The sequence below is a fragment of the Bradyrhizobium pachyrhizi genome, from assembly GCF_001189245.1.
In the GTDB taxonomy this organism is placed as follows: domain Bacteria; phylum Pseudomonadota; class Alphaproteobacteria; order Rhizobiales; family Xanthobacteraceae; genus Bradyrhizobium; species Bradyrhizobium pachyrhizi.
In genome coordinates, this window is the sequence record NZ_LFIQ01000117.1 from 1 (window position 1) to 17,058 (window position 17,058).

Below are 17,058 nucleotides of genomic sequence, written 5' to 3' on the forward strand. Positions count from 1 at the left end.
GTGCCGCCCGCGGTGTCGGTGCCGACAGGCCGCGTCTCGTCCAGCACAAGGGTGTCGGTCGGGCCGGCCACCGTGCCCGCCGTCGGGCCGCTATCCTGGATCGTGAACACGCCGGTGCCGACATCGAGCGGCGTCGACACGCTGTCGCCGTCCGCATCGGTGATGGTCTGCACCACCTGCAGCAGGTTCGCGCCCGACAGGGTCAGCGTCGCGGCGTCATCCGGATTGGTCGGATCGGAATGCCAGATGTTGTTGAGCTGGGTGAACGTGACGATGCCGGTCGTCTCGTCGATCGTGATCGTGAAGTAGGTGGTCCCGCCGGCCGAGCCGGTGATGGTGTCACCGACCTGGTTCAGCAGAATCTGCGCACCCTGCCCGAAATGGGTCGGGTCGGTGTCGGTCGGATCCAGCGCATAGAGACCGGAGGCCACATTCACGCCCGTCAGCTTCAGCGTGTAGGCCGTGTTACCCGCACCGTCGCTGCCGTAGCTGCCGGCCGAGAAGTTGTTCGAGAAGTCCGCCGTGACGGTGTCGAGGCCGGTCGGCGCGGCGCCGCCCGCAGTGTCGGTGCCGACAGGACGGGTCTCGTCCAGCACCAACGTATCCGCCGCCGCGATCACCGTGCCGGCGCTCGGGCCGCTGTCCTGGATCGTGAACACGCCGGTGCCGACATCGAGCGATGTCGACACGCTGTCGCCGTCGGCATCGACGATGGTCTGCACCACCTGCAGCAGATTGGCGCCAGACAGCGTCAGCGTCGCCGCATCGTCCGGATTGGTTGGGTCGGAGTGCCAGATATTGTTGAGCTGGGTGAATGTCACGATCCCGGTCGAGGGATCGATCGTGATCGTGAAGTAATTGGTGCCGCCAACCGAGCCGGTGATCGTGTTGCCGACCAGGTTCAGCAGAATCTGCGCGCCCTGCCCGATGCCGTCGCCGTCGCCGGTGGTCGTATCGGTCGCATCAAGTGCGTACAGACCGGACGCCACATTCGCGCCGGCGAGGTTCAGCGTGTAGGTCGTGTGGCCCGGGCCGTCGCTGCCATAGCTGCCGGGCGTGAAGTTGTTGGAGAAGTCTGCCGTCACGGAATCAAGGCCGGTCGGCGCCGTGCCGCCCGCGGTGTCCGTGCCAACCGGACGGGTCTCGTCCAGCACCAGGGTGTCGGTCGGGCCGGTCACCGTGCCGGCGGTCGGGCCGCTGTCCTGGATCGTGAACACACGGGTGCCGACATCGAGCGGCGTCGACACGCTGTCGCCATCCGCGTCGGTGATTGTCTGCACCACCTGCAGCAGGCTGGGGCTCGACAGCGTCAGCGTTGCCGGATCGTCCGGATTCTTCGGGTCAGAATGCCAGATGTTGTTCGACTGCGTGAAGGTGACGATCCCGGTCGACGGATCAATCGTGATGGTGAAATACGTCGTCCCGCCGGCCGAGCCGGTGATGGTGTTGCCGGACTGGTTGAGGACGATCTGCGCGCCTTGTCCGATGCCGTCGCCGTCAGCAGTGGTCGTGTCGGTCGGATCCAGCGCGTAGAGACCCGAGGCCACGTTCGAGCCGGTGAGCTTCAGCGTGTAGGCGGTATGGCCGGGTCCGTCGCTGCCGTAGCTGCCCGACGTGAAGTCGTGGGAGAAGTCCGCCGTCACGCTGGCAAGCCCGCTCGGTGCAAAGCCGGCCGGCGTGTCGCTGCCAACCGGGCGCGACTCGTCCAGCACCAGCGCTTCCGCCGGGCCTTCCTTCTCGATCACCGTGCCGGCCGTCGGACCGCTGTCCTGAATTGTGAACACGCCGCCACCGAGGCTGATCGGCGTTGTCACGCTGTCGCCGTCCACGTCAGTGATGGTCTGCACCACCTGCAGCAGGCTGGAGCTGGAGAGGGTCAGCGTCGCGGCATCATCCGGGTTGGTCGGATCGGCATGCCAGATGTTGTTGACCTGGGTGAAGGTCACGATCCCGGTCGTCTCGTTGATCGTGATCGTGAAGTAGGTCGTGCCGTTGGCCGAGCCGGTGATGGTGTCACCGGACTGGTTCAGCACGATCTGCGCGCCCTGCCCGAAATGGGCCGGGTTGGTGTCGGTCGGATCCAGCGCATAGAGGCCCGAGGCCACGTTCGTGCCGGTGAGATGCAGCGTGTAGGCAGTGTTGCCGGCACCGTCGGCGCCATAGCTGCCGCCGGTGAAATTGTTGGAGAAGTCCGCCGTCACGCTGGCGAGGCCGGTCGGCGTCGTGCCGCCCGCGGTGTCGCTGCCCACAGGGCGCGTTTCGTCCAGCACCAGCGTGTCGGTCGCGCCGGTCACCGTGCCCGCCACCGGACCATCGTCAAGGATCGTCAGATGCGAGCCGACATCGACGCTCGCACTTGCCGACTGATTGTTGTTGTCGGTCACGGTGGCGGTCAGCGTGATCAGACCCGATGCCAGCGTGATCCCTTCATTGAAGTTGCCCGGTGTTGCCTCATGAACCGCGCGCAGATCGGTCAGCGTCACATGACCCGCGGTGTCGACCGAGACCGTGAGGACCAGATCGCCACTGATCGCCGTGCGCCCTTCCACGACGCCGGCCGCGTTGACCGTCAGCAGGACGTGCTGACCGGTCGCCGAATCGATCAGACCGGAATCTTCGTTCGGTGTCGTGACCGACAGCGCATAGGTCAGCGACTGCTGGCCGCCCGGCACCGTGACGTTGAACGACACCTGCACAGACGCGACCGTTGCCCCTGCGGGTCCGAGCCCCGAACCGGCGACACCATGGTTGGTGGCCGCGGTCAGGAAGCTCTCGTCGACGATCAGCGCCGACAGGGGATTGCCGGAAATGATCGGAGGCGGAGCACTGTTCAGCACGAAGCCGGTCGGGGGCACAGGGGTCACGAGGTTCGGCAACTCTTCCTGCGGCGCCAACACGTTGGTCGGCACAGGAGCTAACGGATCAATCGCGAACGGGCGGAAATCCGCGCCGCTCGCCTGCGCGTTGCCGTTCGAGTTGCCGCCATTGTCGGCCGCCGGCAACACGGAGGCGTCCGTGGTGATCGGAAACAGACTGGCGAATTCCTGGACCGAGACCTCGCGCCCCGGCGCCATCTCGATGGTGACATTCTTCAGCCCATCCGCACGGGAGTCGAAGAACGGCTCAACCGTGACGGTCGACTGGTTGTCGAACAGGATGATCAGCTTTTCGCCGACGTGAACCAGCGTGATCTTTTCATTGGCGATCGACGAAAAGTCGACCTTCACCTTCTGGTCGTATCCAAGATTGACGACCACCGCCTGATCGGTCAGCGGCTTGGTCAACTTGTAAATTCGTACGGGAGCCGAATTGGTGGAATTGCCGGTGCCGGTTGCCTGAGCGACCTGAAACGAACCCTGCATTATCAACTCCGCAAAATGCGATTAGAGGAAAAGTTGTAGAAAAATTTAGTTTTAGGCTATTGTTAACCCTCCCCGCGGTCAAGAAATGTATTTGGTTAATCAATGCTTTCCGTGGAAGTGTGGTAAAGATCGGACAGGTCGAAGCTGAAAGAACAACGGCTTAGCCGGATTAACTTGGCCAAAGGCAGTATTTCCCCGGCCCCGTTCGTCCTTCCCGGCGATTTGGAGCAGCAGTCGATGCGGGTGATTCTTCAGGCGTGTGCCGCTGTCTTGATTTGGGGCTGTTTCGGCGCGGCGGCCGCGCAAGCCCCTGCACAACCTGTCCCCCGGGAGACCACGGTGGAGCGCCAGGTTCGCGCCCTGGCCAACCGGGACACCCAGATTGGTCTCTATCTCAACGTGTTACCTGATTGCACGTCGGGGCCGCTGCCGACCATCCGCCTGGTCACTGCGCCGGCTGCCGGAAAGGTTGTGGTGAAGTCGGCGAAGGCGAAGGCCACCAATTACAAGGCCTGCCTGGCGCTCGAAGTGCCGGCCTATGTCGCCTTCTACAAGGCGCCTCCGGAATTTCTCGGCGATGACGCCCTGACCATCGAGGTCAAGTATCAAGGCGGTCGAACCGAAATTCAGAAGATCACCGTCAAGGTGAGTGTACCAGGCGGGCAGCAGAAGATCTGATGGTGTTGCGGGCGATCTGAGGCCCGCGCGCCGACCAATCGCCTTACAGCGGCTCGCCCTCGGCTTCGTCCTGCTGCAACGACACCTCGCCCGATGCGGAGGCCGGCTGGCTGAGCGAAGCTCGATCCTCGTGGCAATCGCTGATTCGGCGGGCAACCACCCGGTCGGTCCGCGGCGCCTGACCAACATTGGTCTTGTTGACCTCGGTATAGGCCTCGTCGCTGAGAACCGTGATGACGGTGCTGACCGGCCCGAGATAGTCGCAGCGGTTGGAGAAGACGTATTTGTTGTTGATCTTTTCCGGCCGCGAAGAGTGGCAATTTCCAACGGACGGAGATGAGAAGGTCGCCTTCATCGCCTGCGTCGGATCGACACAGCGCGTCATTTCGCGCTCGAGCAGCGTTTGCCGGACGTTCGAGGACGTGGCGATTTCCAGCGTCCGCACGAAGCGCCACATTCCTTTTCGGAAGGTCGGCCCGCTGAATCCCTCCTCCGCCATGGCGCTCGGGGAGGCGAGCACGAACACGGAAAGCGCGGTCACGACGCCAAGCGCGGACGCGAAGATCTTCGACGGGGCGAAGCCCTCACGCGATGTCATTTATTGAATCCCTAATCGGCCGATTGACGCGGATCGCGTGACTTCGCTTGAAGCACGTCCAACCTCACATCATTCAGGAGCATTTCGTGTTAAGACCCCGTAAATGCTTGGTCTTTGCTCGAAGCTCTCTCGAGCTCTTGCGCCAAACACGGTGAATGCCTGGTTGCTTCCAGGCCGGGGCAGCTTCGGCGCGAAAGGAAGCGCAGCGTCCGCGCCGTCGGGGACGAATGGACGCCTCGTCCGCCGCCACCCGCCGTCGATTGCCAACTAATGCTGCAAAGCCGCCGCAGCGGACTTGTCAGCCTTGGCCTCAGACTTGGCCTCAATCCTGGCCGCGCTACCGTCGTCGCAGTCGCCGATCCTTGTCGCGACGACCGTGTCGGTCCGGGGATGCTCTCCGGTGCTGATCTCGTTCAGCTCGGTATAGGCCTCGTCGCTGCGCACGGTGATGACGGTGCTGACCGTCCCCATGTAATCGCAGCGGTGTCCGAAGGTGTATTGATTACCGACCTTCTCCGGCTTGTCCGAGACGCAGCTTCCGATCGATCCCGAGGCAAAGGTCGCCTTCATGGCGTGGGTCGGGTCGACGCAGCGCGTCGTCTCCGCGTTGACCACCCGATACTTGAAGTTTTTGTTGGCGGTCCTGACCACATCGAGCGTTCGCACGAAGCGCCACAGACCTTTGCGGAAGCTCGGGCCAGAAAAGGCTTGATCGCCCTGAGCCGGCGCTGCCGCCGCTGCCCGGCCGTTCGCCGGTTGAGGAGCCTGAGTCTGCGCATGAGCTGCCAACGCAGGCAATGAGACAATCATCAGGGCCAGTAGCGAACGTGCAATGCCACCACGGAAGTCCATTCCCACCCCCGATGTCCGTCCGAATGCGTTCGTGATGCGATCCGGTCAGCTCATTGAAGCAATCTCCGGAACACGACTCAATACATCACACCACTTGCAGGCCAATTGTGGCCGGTAAAGGTGCATTAACGCTACCGGGCAGCTTGCAGCCGAATTCAGACCCACTGCAGCAAACTTGCAACACCTGACACGCCATTCGCGATGGCGCCGGCGGATCTCCCCCACCGCAATGGGCAGAGAGGTTTGACCTCAGAGTTTTTTTTTGCTCATTTAGCGCGAGATATTTTCTTCAATTACTTAGCCTATCGCTGGACGAGGGGGCACTGATGCGTATTCGGTTTGGCTACACGGTCGCGGGCATTTTGGCGTTGGGTGCAATGTCGTTCGGCAACTCCGGGCCGGCGGGGGCGGCGGACCTTGGCCTGGTCACAAAAGCACCGGTCGGCACCTGCACCGAGATCGTCTTCACCTGCGAGAACGGCCATCAATATCCGCTGTGCCCCCGCGCCGTGTCGGTCGAGGGCGAAGTGGTCACGGCCTCCCTGCTCACCGGCCGTGGCGGCATCCATGTGCGGCACGTTCCGATGGGCGTCGGCTATCGCTATGCGGGCCGCGGCGTCTGGCTGGACGGCTTCCGGGAAAACGCGCTGCTCAACTTCGGCAAGCGCCACCAGGTGGCGTGCACCATCGCGCATTCATGAGCGCGCGCTCTGCGTCGCTCCAATGGGCGTGACGCAGAGCACCTCAAGCAGCCGAACTCTCCTCACCCCTTGGTGCGGAGCACGACGCGCGACGAGCGCGAGAACATATACGCCTTCGGATTGACGTAGACCGGGCAGTAGTCCTGCCACTGGTACAGCTGCCAATTCCATTTCCAGCAGCCCGATGCGATCTGGGGCTCTTGCACGTAGTCCAGCCGGTACGGCGGATCGCCAAACGGATAGTAGTCGCCGCATCGCGCCGCCGTCGAAGACAGAACGACGATTGAAGCGGCCGCGGCAATGATCACAGAAAATGACTTGTTCATAACGCCCCTCGATCGAATGACGTGACCGCGCGAGAGTGCCAAATCCGCCGGTCGTTATCAAGGTGGGGGCCGCCTGCCCCCAACGCCAACCGGCCGTCTACACCGCGCGATTCTGCGTCGGCGCGCGGCCGCCGCCATCGGCGACCAGCACTGCACCCGTCACGAAGGACGCCTCGTCGGAGGCCAGGAACAGGCAGCACGCGGCGATCTCGGCGGGCTCGGCCATCCGTCCCAGGGCAATGCGTCGTTCGACGCCGCGAATCTCGGCATCGACGGTGGTGCCGTTTTGGCCCGCGAGCAGCTGCATTTCTTGGGCGCTCATCGGCGTGCGCACCCAGCCCGGTGCCACCGCATTGGAGCGGATGCCGTCGGCGCCGTGCGCGTAGGCCAGCGAGCGCGTATAGGCGACGACGGCCGCCTTGCTGGCGGCGTAGCTTGCGCTGTCCGGGCTGGCATTGAACGCCGCAACCGAGGCGACGTTCACGATCGCGCCGCCGCGCTGCCGGAGCAGCGGCAGGGACGCGCGACAGACACGCATCGTCCCCGTGAGGTTGACGTCAAGCGTTTTGGCCCACACCTCGTCGGAGACGCTGGCCGGCTGATCCGGCACGATCAGGCCGGCGGCGTTGACCACGATGTCGAGCCACGCTCCGCAGGCGGTGACGGCCTTTGCGATGTCGTCCGGCCGGGTGACGTCACCATGGATTGCCTGCCCGCCGCACTTCACTGCTGCGGCCTGCAGCTCGGCGTCCCCGAGGCCGAACAGCACGACGCGCGCGCCGCTCAACGCCAGCAGCGCCGCCGTCGCCCGACCGATCCCCGTGGCCGCGCCGGTCACCAGCGCCGTCTTTCCGTCGAGCCGCGGCATCAGGGCATGATCCGGAAAAGTGGAAACCGGTTTTCCGAGAAGATCATGCTCATCTAGACTCCCCACTGCCGTTCGACGGCAAATCCGGTCTCCGGCAGCGTCGAGCCGCCGTCGACGACGATGGTCTGCCCGGTGACATATTTGGCCTCGGCGGAGGCGAGATAGAGCATCGCGCAGGCGATGTCGTCTGCGCTGCCCATTTGCCCCATCGGGATAAAACGCTCGAGCTTCGCCTTGTTCTCCGGCGCGCTCATGGTGCCGCGGCCTGGCTTTTCGATGAAGCCGGCCTCGACGCCGTTGACCGTGATGCCGTCGCGCGCGAGCTCGAAGGCGGCGCCGCGGATGAATGCGTTGACGCCGGCTTTCGCCGCCGAGTAATGCGCGCCGCCGCCCATCGCGACGCGCGCTGAGACCGAGGATGTCACGAGGATGCGCCCGAACCTGACGGCACGCATGTGCGGAATTGCGGCCTGCGCGAGCCAGATGCTGGCGTTGAGGTTCAGCGCCAGCGTATCCTCGAGCTTCGCTTCATCGAGCTCCTCAAGCGATGACCACGGGCAACCGCCGGCATTGTGCACGACGATATCGAGCCGGCCGTATTTGGCGGCGACACTGTCAATCATCGCCCGCAAGCTGCCGCGATCGAGCCGGTCGAACGGAAAGCAATGCGCCGCCCGTCCATCGGCCACGAGTTCGCGCGCCAATGCCTCGGCCACATCAAGAGTCCGGTTGGCGATCACCACGGTCGCGCCCGCCTGGGCGAACCTTCTCACGATGGCGGCGCCGATCCCCCTGCCCCCGCCGGTGACGATCGCGATGCGGCCGCCAAGATTGAACGGAGGCGCCTGCATCAGATCGCTCCCGCGCCGCGCAGCAAGTCGATGAACTGCGCCAACACCCCCGTGTGCGTGTCGACGTCGCGCGCGGACGTCGCCGGACACATCAGCAGCATGGTGTGGAACGGGGTCACCAGAAGGCCCTCGTTGATGTAGAACGCATGCAGCAAGGTCTCGAGATCGGGTTGCCGGCCAGCAATGACGTCGGCGCCGCTGCGTGGCGGCTGCGGCATGAACATGATCTCAGCGCGCGCGCCGATCTGCGTGACGTGCCAGGGCAGACCGGCCGCCGCGATCAGGCGGCGCGCTTCCTGCGCGAGCCAGGTCGCGGTTCCGATCATCCGCTCGTAGTTCGCAGAGGTCAGCACCTTCTCCAGCACCGCGCGCATGGTCGCGACCGTCAGCGCGTTGCCGGCAAGTGTTCCGCCGAATCCGAGATGCGCCGACTGCCGTTCCCGCGGATTGACGTGGGGGACGATCTTCCAGAGCCGCTCCGCGATCTCCTGGCTGAGCCCGAACACGCCGGCGGGGATGCCGCCCGCGATCGCCTTGCCCGCAACGAAAATGTCGGGCTCGAGCCCATGGCTCTTCATGTAGCCGCCCGGTCCGCAGGACAGCGTGTGGGTCTCGTCGATGATGAGGACGGTGCCGGCGCGGCGGGTCAGCTCTCGCAACGCCTGGTGAAAACCAGGATCGACCGGGATCATGCCGAAATTCGTCATCAGCGGCTCGGTCAGCACGCAGGCGACGTCGCCATGCGCAAGCGCCGCCTCGAGGCCCGCGACATCGTTGAACTCGACGACCCTGCTCACCGCATCATGATCGATGCCGTTCGGATGGATCATGTTGCGCAGGCCGACCCGGCCGTCGCGGATCTCGACATGCGCCTCCTCGACGCCGCCATGGTAGCAGCCGGAGAACACCAGCACCTTGCGCCGGCCGGTGATCATGCGCGAGATGCGGATCGCGGCACGGTTGGCGTCGGTCGCCGACGTCGTCAGCGTCCAGTATTTCGGGCCGAAGCGTCGCGACAGTTCGGCGCCGACCCAGATACTGTCTTCCGTCGGCAGCATCATGGTCGCGCCACGCTTGAGCTGAGCGAGCGCCGCCTCAGTGACCGCCTCGGGCGCGTGGCCGCACATGCCGCCGGTGTCGCCAAGGCAGAAATCGATGTAGTCGCGTCCGTCGATGTCCCTGATATGCGCGCCCTGCGCCTCCTCGGCATAAACCGGGAAGCCGCCGGCCCAGCGCCGCATCCAGTGCGACGGGCCGCCGTAAAGGTAGTGCTCCGTTCCCTCCTGCCAGGCCGCGGCTGAGCGCGGATGCAGCGCGCGAAAGCGCTCCTGCTCGGCATCGAGCAATCGGTTCAGAACGCCGGCGCGTTCGGCAGCCAAAGATGTCATAGCGCGATCCAGGCGGTCTTGAGGTCGGTATAGGCGTCGAGCGCGTGCAGCGACTTGTCGCGTCCGAAGCCTGATTGCTTGAAGCCGCCGAGCGGCACCGTGATGTCGGCGCCGCCATAGGCGTTGACGTGCACGACGCCGGCCTTGATGGCGCGCACCATGCGATGCGCCGTCGACAGACTTGCGGTCCACACCGCCGACGCAAGTCCATAGGGGGTCGCATTGGCGAGCGCTGTGGCATCTTCCTCGCCCTCGAACCGCGTCACTGCCAGCACCGGGCCGAACACTTCCTCGCGCCAGACCTGCATCGACGGCGTCACGTCGGTGAGGATCGTAGGCGCCATGAAGTTGCCGCCGCTCTCGACGCGGATCTGCTCGCCGCCGATCAGCCGCTTCGCGCCCTGCGCTTCCGCATGGGCAACGGCATCCAGGTTCTTGCGCAACTGCGGCTTGCTCGCGATGGCGCCGATATCCGAGGTCAGTTCGAGGGGATCACCGACGCGGAGCTTGGCGGTTGCGTCGCGCAGTTCGGCCATGAAGCGATCATAGATCGCGGACTGCACCAAGAGCCGCGATCCGGCCACGCAGACCTGGCCGGAGTTTCGGAAGATGCCGTTCGCCGAGACCTTGGCCGCATGCTTGATATCGGGCGCATCGGCGAACACGATGTTGGGCGACTTGCCGCCAAGCTCGAGATGGACGCGCTTCAGGTTCGATCGCGCCGAGCATTCCAGGAGACGCCGGCCCACCGCGCCCGAGCCAGTGAAAGCGAGCACATCGACATCCATGTGCAGCGCAAGCGCCTCGCCGGCGGATGCGCCGCGGCCGGTGACGACGTTGAGCACGTCGTCGGGCAACCCCGCCTCGGTCGCGAGCTCGGCAAGTCGCAACAGCGTCAGCGACGCCAGCTCCGGCGGCTTGACCACGACCGAGTTTCCGGCGGCAAGCGCCGGGCCGATCTTCCACGCTCCGATCATCAGCGGGAAATTCCACGGCACGATCACGCCGACGACACCAAGCGGCTCGCGATGCACGAGCCCGAGCACATCACCTGAGGTCGGGGCGATCTCGCCATAGACCTTGTCGATCGCCTCGGCGTAGTAACGGATGGTGCCGGCGACCGAGAGCGGCTCGGCCTTATAGGCCATGCTAATCTCGGTGCCATTGTCGCGCACGCCGAGCACCGCAATCTCGAGCGCGTGCCGCTCGATGAGATCGGCGAACCGCAGCAACACCTTCTTGCGCTGCGCCGGCGCCGCGCGTGACCAGCTGCCCTGCTCGAAGGCCTGCCGCGCGTGTCTCACTGCGGCGTCGACATCGGCCACGTCGCCGTCAGCGATGCTGGTTAATACCTGGCCGTCGATCGGCGACACGACATCAAGCCGCGCCTCGCTGATCGCCGGCGCCGGCCGGCCGCCGATGAAGAGCTGCTGGGCCGGAATGACGGCCGCGCGTAGTCGATCGATCTGGGCTTGCTGCATGCGAGATAATTGTGACAATGACAAAAGCGGCTTCCGAGCGAGACCGCTGGCACGGCGCAATCCTCGCCAAATCAAGGCCTTGGCAGCAATCAACCGATAGGTGGATGTCACGGCAAGGCGCGTCCCCATAGCGTGATCGCACGATGGCCGAGCGCTCCGCCTGCGTTATGCAAACCGGTTGTCACCATCCCTTACGCCTGCCGGTGAGCCCAAGGTCATGCCTGAGATGACGCAGCCCCGCATTCTCCTGATCGGAACGGGAGACACCAAGGCCGACGAACTGCTGTTCATGAGCGAGTGCATCGCGCGCGCCGGTGGCCGAACCATCATGATGGACATCAGCGTGCTCGGCGATCCGCCGTACCGGCCCGCACATGACAAGCACGCGGTGGCGGCGGCCGCACAAACCACGATCGAGGCGATCGCATCGAGCGGCGACGAGAATTCCGCGATGTCACTGATGGCGGTTGGCGCCGCCAATCTGGCGCGCGCGCTCGCGGAGCGCGATGCCATCGACGGCGCGATCGCGATCGGCGGCACGATGGGCACCGACCTTGCGCTCGACGTCGCGCAGGCGCTGCCGCTCGGCCTGCCGAAGCTGATCGTCTCGACCGTCGCCTTCTCGCATCTGATCCCGCCCGAGCGCGTCGCCGCCGATCTGATGATGATCCTGTGGGCCGGCGGTCTCTACGGCCTCAACGGCACCTGCACCGCCGTGCTGTCGCAAGCCTGCGGCGCGATCGTCGGCGCCGCCAGAAGCGCAATCAGGCCGCGCAAGGACCGGCCGGTCGTTGCGATCACCTCGCTCGGCAAGAGCTGCCTGCACTACATGGTCGAGCTCAAGCCGCAGCTCGAACGGCGCGGCTACGAGGTCGTCGTCTTCCACACCACCGGCATGGGCGGCCGCGCGATGGAATCGATCGCCGCGCAAGGTGGCTTCGCCGCGGTGCTGGACCTCAGCTTGCAGGAGGTCGCCAACCAGCTCACCGGCTCGGTGGTCAATTCCGGCGCTGACAGGCTTGAGAACGCAGGAAGAGCCGGCATTCCACAGATCGTCGCGCCCGGGGCGATCGACATGGTGGATTTCCCGGCATGGCTTGGGGTTCCGAACGAGCTGTCGGATCGCCCGTTCCACGCGCATAACCGGCTGCTTGCGTCGGCAACGTCGGGATCCACTGATCGCCAACGGATCGCACGCGCGATCGCCGAGAAACTGTCCCAGGCCAACGCTCCCGTTGCCTTCGTGCTGCCCACCGGCGGCATCCAGCAATGGGATCGCGAAGGCGAAACCTTGCACGATCCTGACGCCCTCGCCGCCTTCGTCGAAGCCATGCGGTCGGCGATCAGGGCGCCGGTCGAGCTGCACGAGATCAAGGATCACATCAACAGCGCCGCATTCAACGAAACAGTGCTCGGCATCTTCGACCGATGGGTCGCTGCCGGCATTGTCCCTCGCGGCCGCACCACGGTTGCCGCATGAGGAGGCCGCGTGCCCAGGCGCTGGTGCTCGACTTCGGCGGGGTGATCTCGAAGACATTGTTCGAGACCCACGACCTGACCGAGCGCACGCTCGGACTCGCCCCATGCACACTGAAATGGCTCGGACCGTTCGCGCCCGACAGCGATCCGCTCTGGACTTCCATGCAGCGTGGCGAAATTTCTGAGCGCGACTACTGGCTGACCCGCAGCCGCGAGGTCGGGCGCCTGGTCGGCGAGGACTGGCGCGACATGGAGACCTTCGTGAAACGCGCGCGTGGCGCCGATCCCGACACCGTGATCCGCCCCGAGGCAGCGCGCGCGATCACCCTCGCCGCCGATGCCGGGTTCCGCCTCGCCATCCTGTCGAACGAGCTCGACCTGTTCTACGGCGCCGATTTCCGCAGCCGTCTCTCCATCCTCAAGCGCTTCGACACCATCGTCGATGCCACGCATACCGGGATCCTGAAGCCCGACCCCCGCGCCTATCAAAGCGTGCTGGACGAACTGGTGCTGGAGGCAGACAATTGCGTCTTCGTCGACGACCAGCGCCGCAACATCGCAGGCGCCGCCGCGTGCAACATGCGCACGGTGCTGTTCGATGTGCGCAATCCTGCCGCGTCCTACGGCGAGGCGCTGCGGCATTTCGGGCTGCGATTCGACTAAAGCGTTTTCGAGCGAAGCGGGTACCGGTTCGAAAACGCGTCAAAACCAGAATCTGGAGCCCCGTTCCGATTCCATCGAAACGGAACAGGCTCCAGCCGGACAGAGGGCGACCATGCGCGACAGAAACTTCCTGGTTGAGAACAACGCCAAGCCGATCTGGCACCCGATGGCCCATCCTGCCGAGATGCGAGCGCAGCCGCCGCGGATCGTGATGAAGGGCGAAGGCGTCGAAGTCACCGATATCGACGGCAAGACCGTAATCGATGCGGTCGGCGGATTGTGGAATGTCAATCTCGGCTACAGCTGCGATCCGATCAAGCAGGCGATCGCGGACCAGCTCAGCGCGCTGCCGTACTATTCGGGCTTTCGCGGTACCTCATCCGGCCCCTCGATCGAGCTCGCCTACGAGCTCACCGAATGGTTCAAGCCGGAAGGCATGGTGCGCGCTTTCTTCACCTCGGGCGGCTCGGACTCGGTCGAGACCGCGCTGCGGCTCGCGCGGCAATACTGGAAGATCAAGGGCCAGGCCGACCGCACCAAGTTCCTGGCGCTGAAGAAGGGCTATCACGGCACCCATTTCGGTGGCGCCTCCGTCAACGGCAACGCCAATTTCCGCCGCAACTACGAGCCGATGCTGCCCGGCGTGTTCCATATCCCCGCGCCGTCGACCTACCGCAATCCCTTCAACGAGACCGATGCAGCAAAACTCGCGCAGCTATGCGCAGCGGCGATGGAGGAGGAGATCGCATTCCAGGGCGCCGACACCATCGCGGCCTTCATCATGGAGCCGGTGTTAGGGGCCGGCGGCGTGATCGTGCCGCCGGACAGCTTCATGAAGCTGGCGCGCGAGATCTGCGACGGTCACGGCATCCTGATGATCGCGGACGAGGTCGTCACCGGTTTCGGGCGCACCGGCGCATGGTCGGGTTCGCGGCTCTGGGGCGTAAAGCCCGACATGATGACGATGGCCAAGGCGATCACCTCGGGCTATTTCCCGCTCGGCGCGACGCTGATCGGCGAGCAGGTCACGGAAGCCTTCGAGGCCGACACGACCGCGTTCGGCTCGATCGGCCATGGCTACACCTATTCCGGCCATCCGGTCGGCTGCGCCGCGGGCCTTGCGGCGCTCGCCGAGACTCGCCGCCTCAAGCTCGACGAGAATGCCCACGCGCGCGGCGAGGACCTTGCGCGGGCGCTTGCGGCGCTCAAGGCAAAGCATGCGCTGGTCGGCGACGTCAGGGGCAAGGGTTTGATGGCCGCACTCGAGCTGGTCGCTGATCGCGACAGCAAGAAGGCCGCCGACAAGAAGACGATGGCGAAGGTTGCCGATGCCGCCTACGAGGCCGGCGTGATGCTGCGCGTCTCCGGCAACAATCTGATCCTGTCCCCGCCCCTGATCCTCACGGCAGCGGATGTGAGACGGATCGCCGAAGGAATCGACGCCGGCCTCTCAGCGGCCGGTTGACAGCGCACTGACGCAAGCCATGGCGCGCTCGAACAGGGCGCCATTAGCCTTGTCGCGGTCGAGGCAATCGGCCAGCGATATGGCCGACATCGTCTGATCGGTGCAGAAGATGCGCATGAAGTCGGCCGCCAGCGCGACCTTGCGCGTCTCGGATTGGCGCTCCCAATCGTTGCTGCTCAGATAGAGCAAGGACGCGTCGTCAACGCTGCTCTCGGCCACCGCGCCGGCAGCAACCGGCCCTGCCGCCAATAGCGCTAGCAGCGCGCCGGCCACCGCTCCGATGCAATGCACGCGGCCTCTCATTTCGTCTCCCTGGCATTCACCATCGGCGGCACGTCGAGCGCGGGATTGCGATCGAAGAAGTTGAACGGACGCAGCCGGAAGCCATGCCACAGGCCCGGCATGACCGGCCAATCCTCAGCGCGCGGCACGTGGCGGAAGCCGACTGTGTACCACAGCACGAGGTCGCGGTCCTCGATGGGCCGCTTCGCCGCCGTCCATTTCGGCAGGCCGTCGACCTCGGGGTTTCCGTTCGGATACATGCCCGCGGCGTAGCGCTCGTCCTTGGCGTAGGCCGAGGTCCACAGCGTGTAGGCGCTGAAACCGGCGCGCAGCTGGATCGGATCGTCCTTGGCGAGCAGCGAGACGTCGGAGTGACCGGGCATCAGCTGATAGCTCGTGCGATAGCCGCGGCCGTTGGTCTTGCCCGTGCTCTCGATCCTGAACTGCGCCGCGTTCAGCGGCATGGTGATCGGACCTTCGGTCGCAACCGGCCTGGTGTCGACCTGCCAGAGGCTCTTGCGCTGGCCCTGCTCCAGCCGGCGGACATTGAAGCGATCCTCGACCAGCCGGTTCGAGGTGCCGTCGACGTCCATGTCGATCCGGAACGTCATGTAGTGATCGTGATTGACCGCGAGCAGCCGTTCCTCGACCAGCGTCCCAAAGGCGGTGTCCTGCGCAGCCGTCGGGTCGCTCAATGTCTTGCTCGCGACGCCCTTGGTCGCATCGATGCCGTAGGCGCCGAGCCGCACATCGATATTGCCGGCACGGTCGAACACGTAGTCCACCAGATAGTCGTAATTGCCGACCACCGGCGCCATCCGCACCACCAGCTCGTTGTTCGGCCGCACCTCGGCGGTGTTGTTGATCAGCTCGCTGTGGCGCCAGATCGGATCGCCGGTCGGGCGCTCGAAGATGCAGACCGCGCCTTTGGAAACGACCGGCGCACCCTTGGTATCCGAGATCGTCAGGTCGAGATAATGCGCGCCTTCGGGACAATCCACGCCGCGCTGCAATTCGCTGGAAAGCACGCCAAAGCCGTACTCGCCGATGTCCATATAGGCGCGGAACGACCAGGTCGGCGCCGGGTCCATGTAGGGCACGAACATCTCGCTCGCCGATATCTGATAGGCGATGTCGCGGAGCGTGCCGTGGTCATCGTAGCGAATCAGCGACAGCACGGCGCCGACGCGCGGCTCGAGACGGACATGGAATGACCAGTTGTCCCAGCGGACCTGGCCGCCCTCCACCTTCACGTTGCTGCCTTCAGGCGCTGCGATTTCGATCGGCTTCGGTGGCTTGCGATATGTTCCGGAGTCGGCATAGGCGTGCGAGGGCGTCTGCGGCGGTGGCGGCACCACGCCGAGATCGGTCACCGACAGCACCGTTTTGCTCTTGAGATCGACCTGGGCGAACAGGTTCTCGATCGGCTTGCCCCAGAGATTGTTGGCGGCGCCCGCGGTGTCGACACAGGGAACGTTGAGCAGGCGGCGGCCTTTCAACGCCGGATCGGTCACTGGACCCACGGTCAGCGGCAGGCACAGCACGTTGCGGAAATCGGTGATGCCGCGCTTGGCCATCGCGGCGATCCAGCGCGGGTCCTGCTTCGGCAGATCGCCGGCGGAGATCAGCTCGTCGATGGTCAGCGCAGCCTCATGATCCCTGACTTCCTGCCAGCCGAGCAGGCTGCGCGCGGCGAGATCGACATGGGCCTCGTAGAGATGCCCGCCGCTCAGCAGCGTCGCGCTGGCCCGGCGCGTGAAGGGCTGTCCGGGCTTCCACGCCCGCACCTCGTCCTTGGGATCCTCCTCGACCGACATCGAGACGACCCGCGCCGAATCGTCGAGCTTGCCGGCGCCGCGCAGGATATCGGAGACCGAGCGGATTTCGTCGGTGGTGAGCCCGTCCATCGGGTGCGTTGCGGCCGCCTGCGGCCACATCCGCCGCTCGGCCTTCGCCGGCAGCGGCGCCGCCAATGTCGCGACCATCAGACCGGCCACTGCCCACACGCCGTGCCGGGATATCAGAGCCATTCCGCCCTCCACTCAAAGCCAGAACTGTCAGAAT

15 protein-coding genes are annotated in these 17,058 nt (G+C 65.1%); 5 read left to right on the forward strand and 10 right to left on the reverse strand.

Going from position 1 to position 17,058, the window contains the following annotated elements:
* The coding region (locus tag AKL29_RS31910; RefSeq protein ID WP_050386913.1) for a DUF5801 repeats-in-toxin domain-containing protein at window positions 1-3,362 on the reverse strand (3,362 nt) is incomplete at its 3' end.
* A gap of 174 nt (window positions 3,363-3,536) precedes the next feature.
* On the opposite strand from AKL29_RS31910, the gene AKL29_RS45920 reads away from it, so the two are divergent.
* Window positions 3,537-4,040, forward strand: coding sequence for a hypothetical protein (locus tag AKL29_RS45920; protein WP_244482540.1), 504 nt, complete (start codon window positions 3,537-3,539; stop codon window positions 4,038-4,040).
* Between the two features lie 43 nt (window positions 4,041-4,083).
* Here AKL29_RS45920 and AKL29_RS31920 read toward each other — a convergent pair whose 3' ends face one another.
* Both AKL29_RS31920 and AKL29_RS31925 read right to left on the reverse strand, forming a co-directional pair.
* A complete protein-coding gene (locus AKL29_RS31920) occupies window positions 4,084-4,638 on the reverse strand; it encodes a DUF3617 domain-containing protein (RefSeq protein WP_028331382.1) in 555 nt (184 codons plus the stop codon).
* A gap of 267 nt (window positions 4,639-4,905) precedes the next feature.
* Complete coding sequence (locus AKL29_RS31925) at window positions 4,906-5,490, reverse strand: DUF3617 family protein (RefSeq protein ID WP_160321810.1); 585 nt, start codon at window positions 5,488-5,490, stop codon at window positions 4,906-4,908.
* Between the two features lie 326 nt (window positions 5,491-5,816).
* On the opposite strand from AKL29_RS31925, the gene AKL29_RS31930 reads away from it, so the two are divergent.
* Window positions 5,817-6,191, forward strand: coding sequence for a hypothetical protein (locus AKL29_RS31930; RefSeq protein ID WP_028331383.1), 375 nt, complete (start codon window positions 5,817-5,819; stop codon window positions 6,189-6,191).
* Between the two features lie 62 nt (window positions 6,192-6,253).
* Here the strand turns inward: AKL29_RS31930 and AKL29_RS31935 are convergent, their stop codons facing one another.
* The 5 genes from AKL29_RS31935 to AKL29_RS31955 form a co-directional block, all read right to left on the reverse strand.
* Entirely contained in the window at window positions 6,254-6,517 is a 264-nt protein-coding gene (locus AKL29_RS31935; RefSeq protein ID WP_028331384.1) for a hypothetical protein, read from the reverse strand.
* 97 nt (window positions 6,518-6,614) lie between these two features.
* Window positions 6,615-7,385 (reverse strand): SDR family NAD(P)-dependent oxidoreductase, encoded by a 771-nt coding sequence (locus AKL29_RS31940; protein WP_038377076.1) that lies wholly within the window; start codon window positions 7,383-7,385, stop codon window positions 6,615-6,617.
* A gap of 53 nt (window positions 7,386-7,438) precedes the next feature.
* The gene (locus AKL29_RS31945) at window positions 7,439-8,236 is read right to left on the reverse strand and encodes an SDR family oxidoreductase (RefSeq protein WP_050386915.1); all 798 of its coding nucleotides are present in this window, start codon (window positions 8,234-8,236) and stop codon (window positions 7,439-7,441) included.
* A complete protein-coding gene (locus tag AKL29_RS31950) occupies window positions 8,236-9,624 on the reverse strand; it encodes a transaminase (protein ID WP_050386916.1) in 1,389 nt (462 codons plus the stop codon). Before AKL29_RS31950 ends, AKL29_RS31945 begins: the two co-directional genes overlap by 1 nt.
* Window positions 9,621-11,105, reverse strand: a complete 1,485-nt coding sequence (locus AKL29_RS31955) for an aldehyde dehydrogenase (protein WP_050386917.1) — start codon at window positions 11,103-11,105, stop codon at window positions 9,621-9,623. The genes AKL29_RS31950 and AKL29_RS31955 overlap by 4 nt, the downstream gene beginning before the upstream one ends.
* 217 nt (window positions 11,106-11,322) lie before the next feature.
* Here AKL29_RS31955 and AKL29_RS31960 point away from each other — a divergent pair, with 217 nt between their 5' ends.
* From AKL29_RS31960 to AKL29_RS31970, 3 genes are all read left to right on the forward strand, one after another.
* Window positions 11,323-12,585 (forward strand): Tm-1-like ATP-binding domain-containing protein, encoded by a 1,263-nt coding sequence (locus AKL29_RS31960; protein ID WP_050386918.1) that lies wholly within the window; start codon window positions 11,323-11,325, stop codon window positions 12,583-12,585.
* Window positions 12,582-13,247 carry an HAD family hydrolase gene (locus tag AKL29_RS31965; RefSeq protein ID WP_050386919.1) on the forward strand — a complete coding sequence of 222 codons (666 nt, stop codon included), beginning with the start codon at window positions 12,582-12,584 and terminating at the stop codon, window positions 13,245-13,247. Before AKL29_RS31960 ends, AKL29_RS31965 begins: the two co-directional genes overlap by 4 nt.
* A gap of 112 nt (window positions 13,248-13,359) precedes the next feature.
* Window positions 13,360-14,712, forward strand: coding sequence for an aminotransferase class III-fold pyridoxal phosphate-dependent enzyme (locus tag AKL29_RS31970; protein ID WP_050386920.1), 1,353 nt, complete (start codon window positions 13,360-13,362; stop codon window positions 14,710-14,712).
* Here the strand turns inward: AKL29_RS31970 and AKL29_RS31975 are convergent.
* Together AKL29_RS31975 and AKL29_RS31980 are read right to left on the reverse strand one after the other, a co-directional pair.
* Complete coding sequence (locus AKL29_RS31975) at window positions 14,698-15,015, reverse strand: hypothetical protein (RefSeq protein WP_050386921.1); 318 nt, start codon at window positions 15,013-15,015, stop codon at window positions 14,698-14,700. The two genes, AKL29_RS31970 and AKL29_RS31975, sit on opposite strands and share 15 nt — an antisense overlap.
* Entirely contained in the window at window positions 15,012-17,024 is a 2,013-nt protein-coding gene (locus AKL29_RS31980; RefSeq protein ID WP_082190772.1) for a copper amine oxidase, read from the reverse strand. The genes AKL29_RS31975 and AKL29_RS31980 overlap by 4 nt, the downstream gene beginning before the upstream one ends.
* Between the last annotated feature and the right edge of the window lie 34 nt (window positions 17,025-17,058).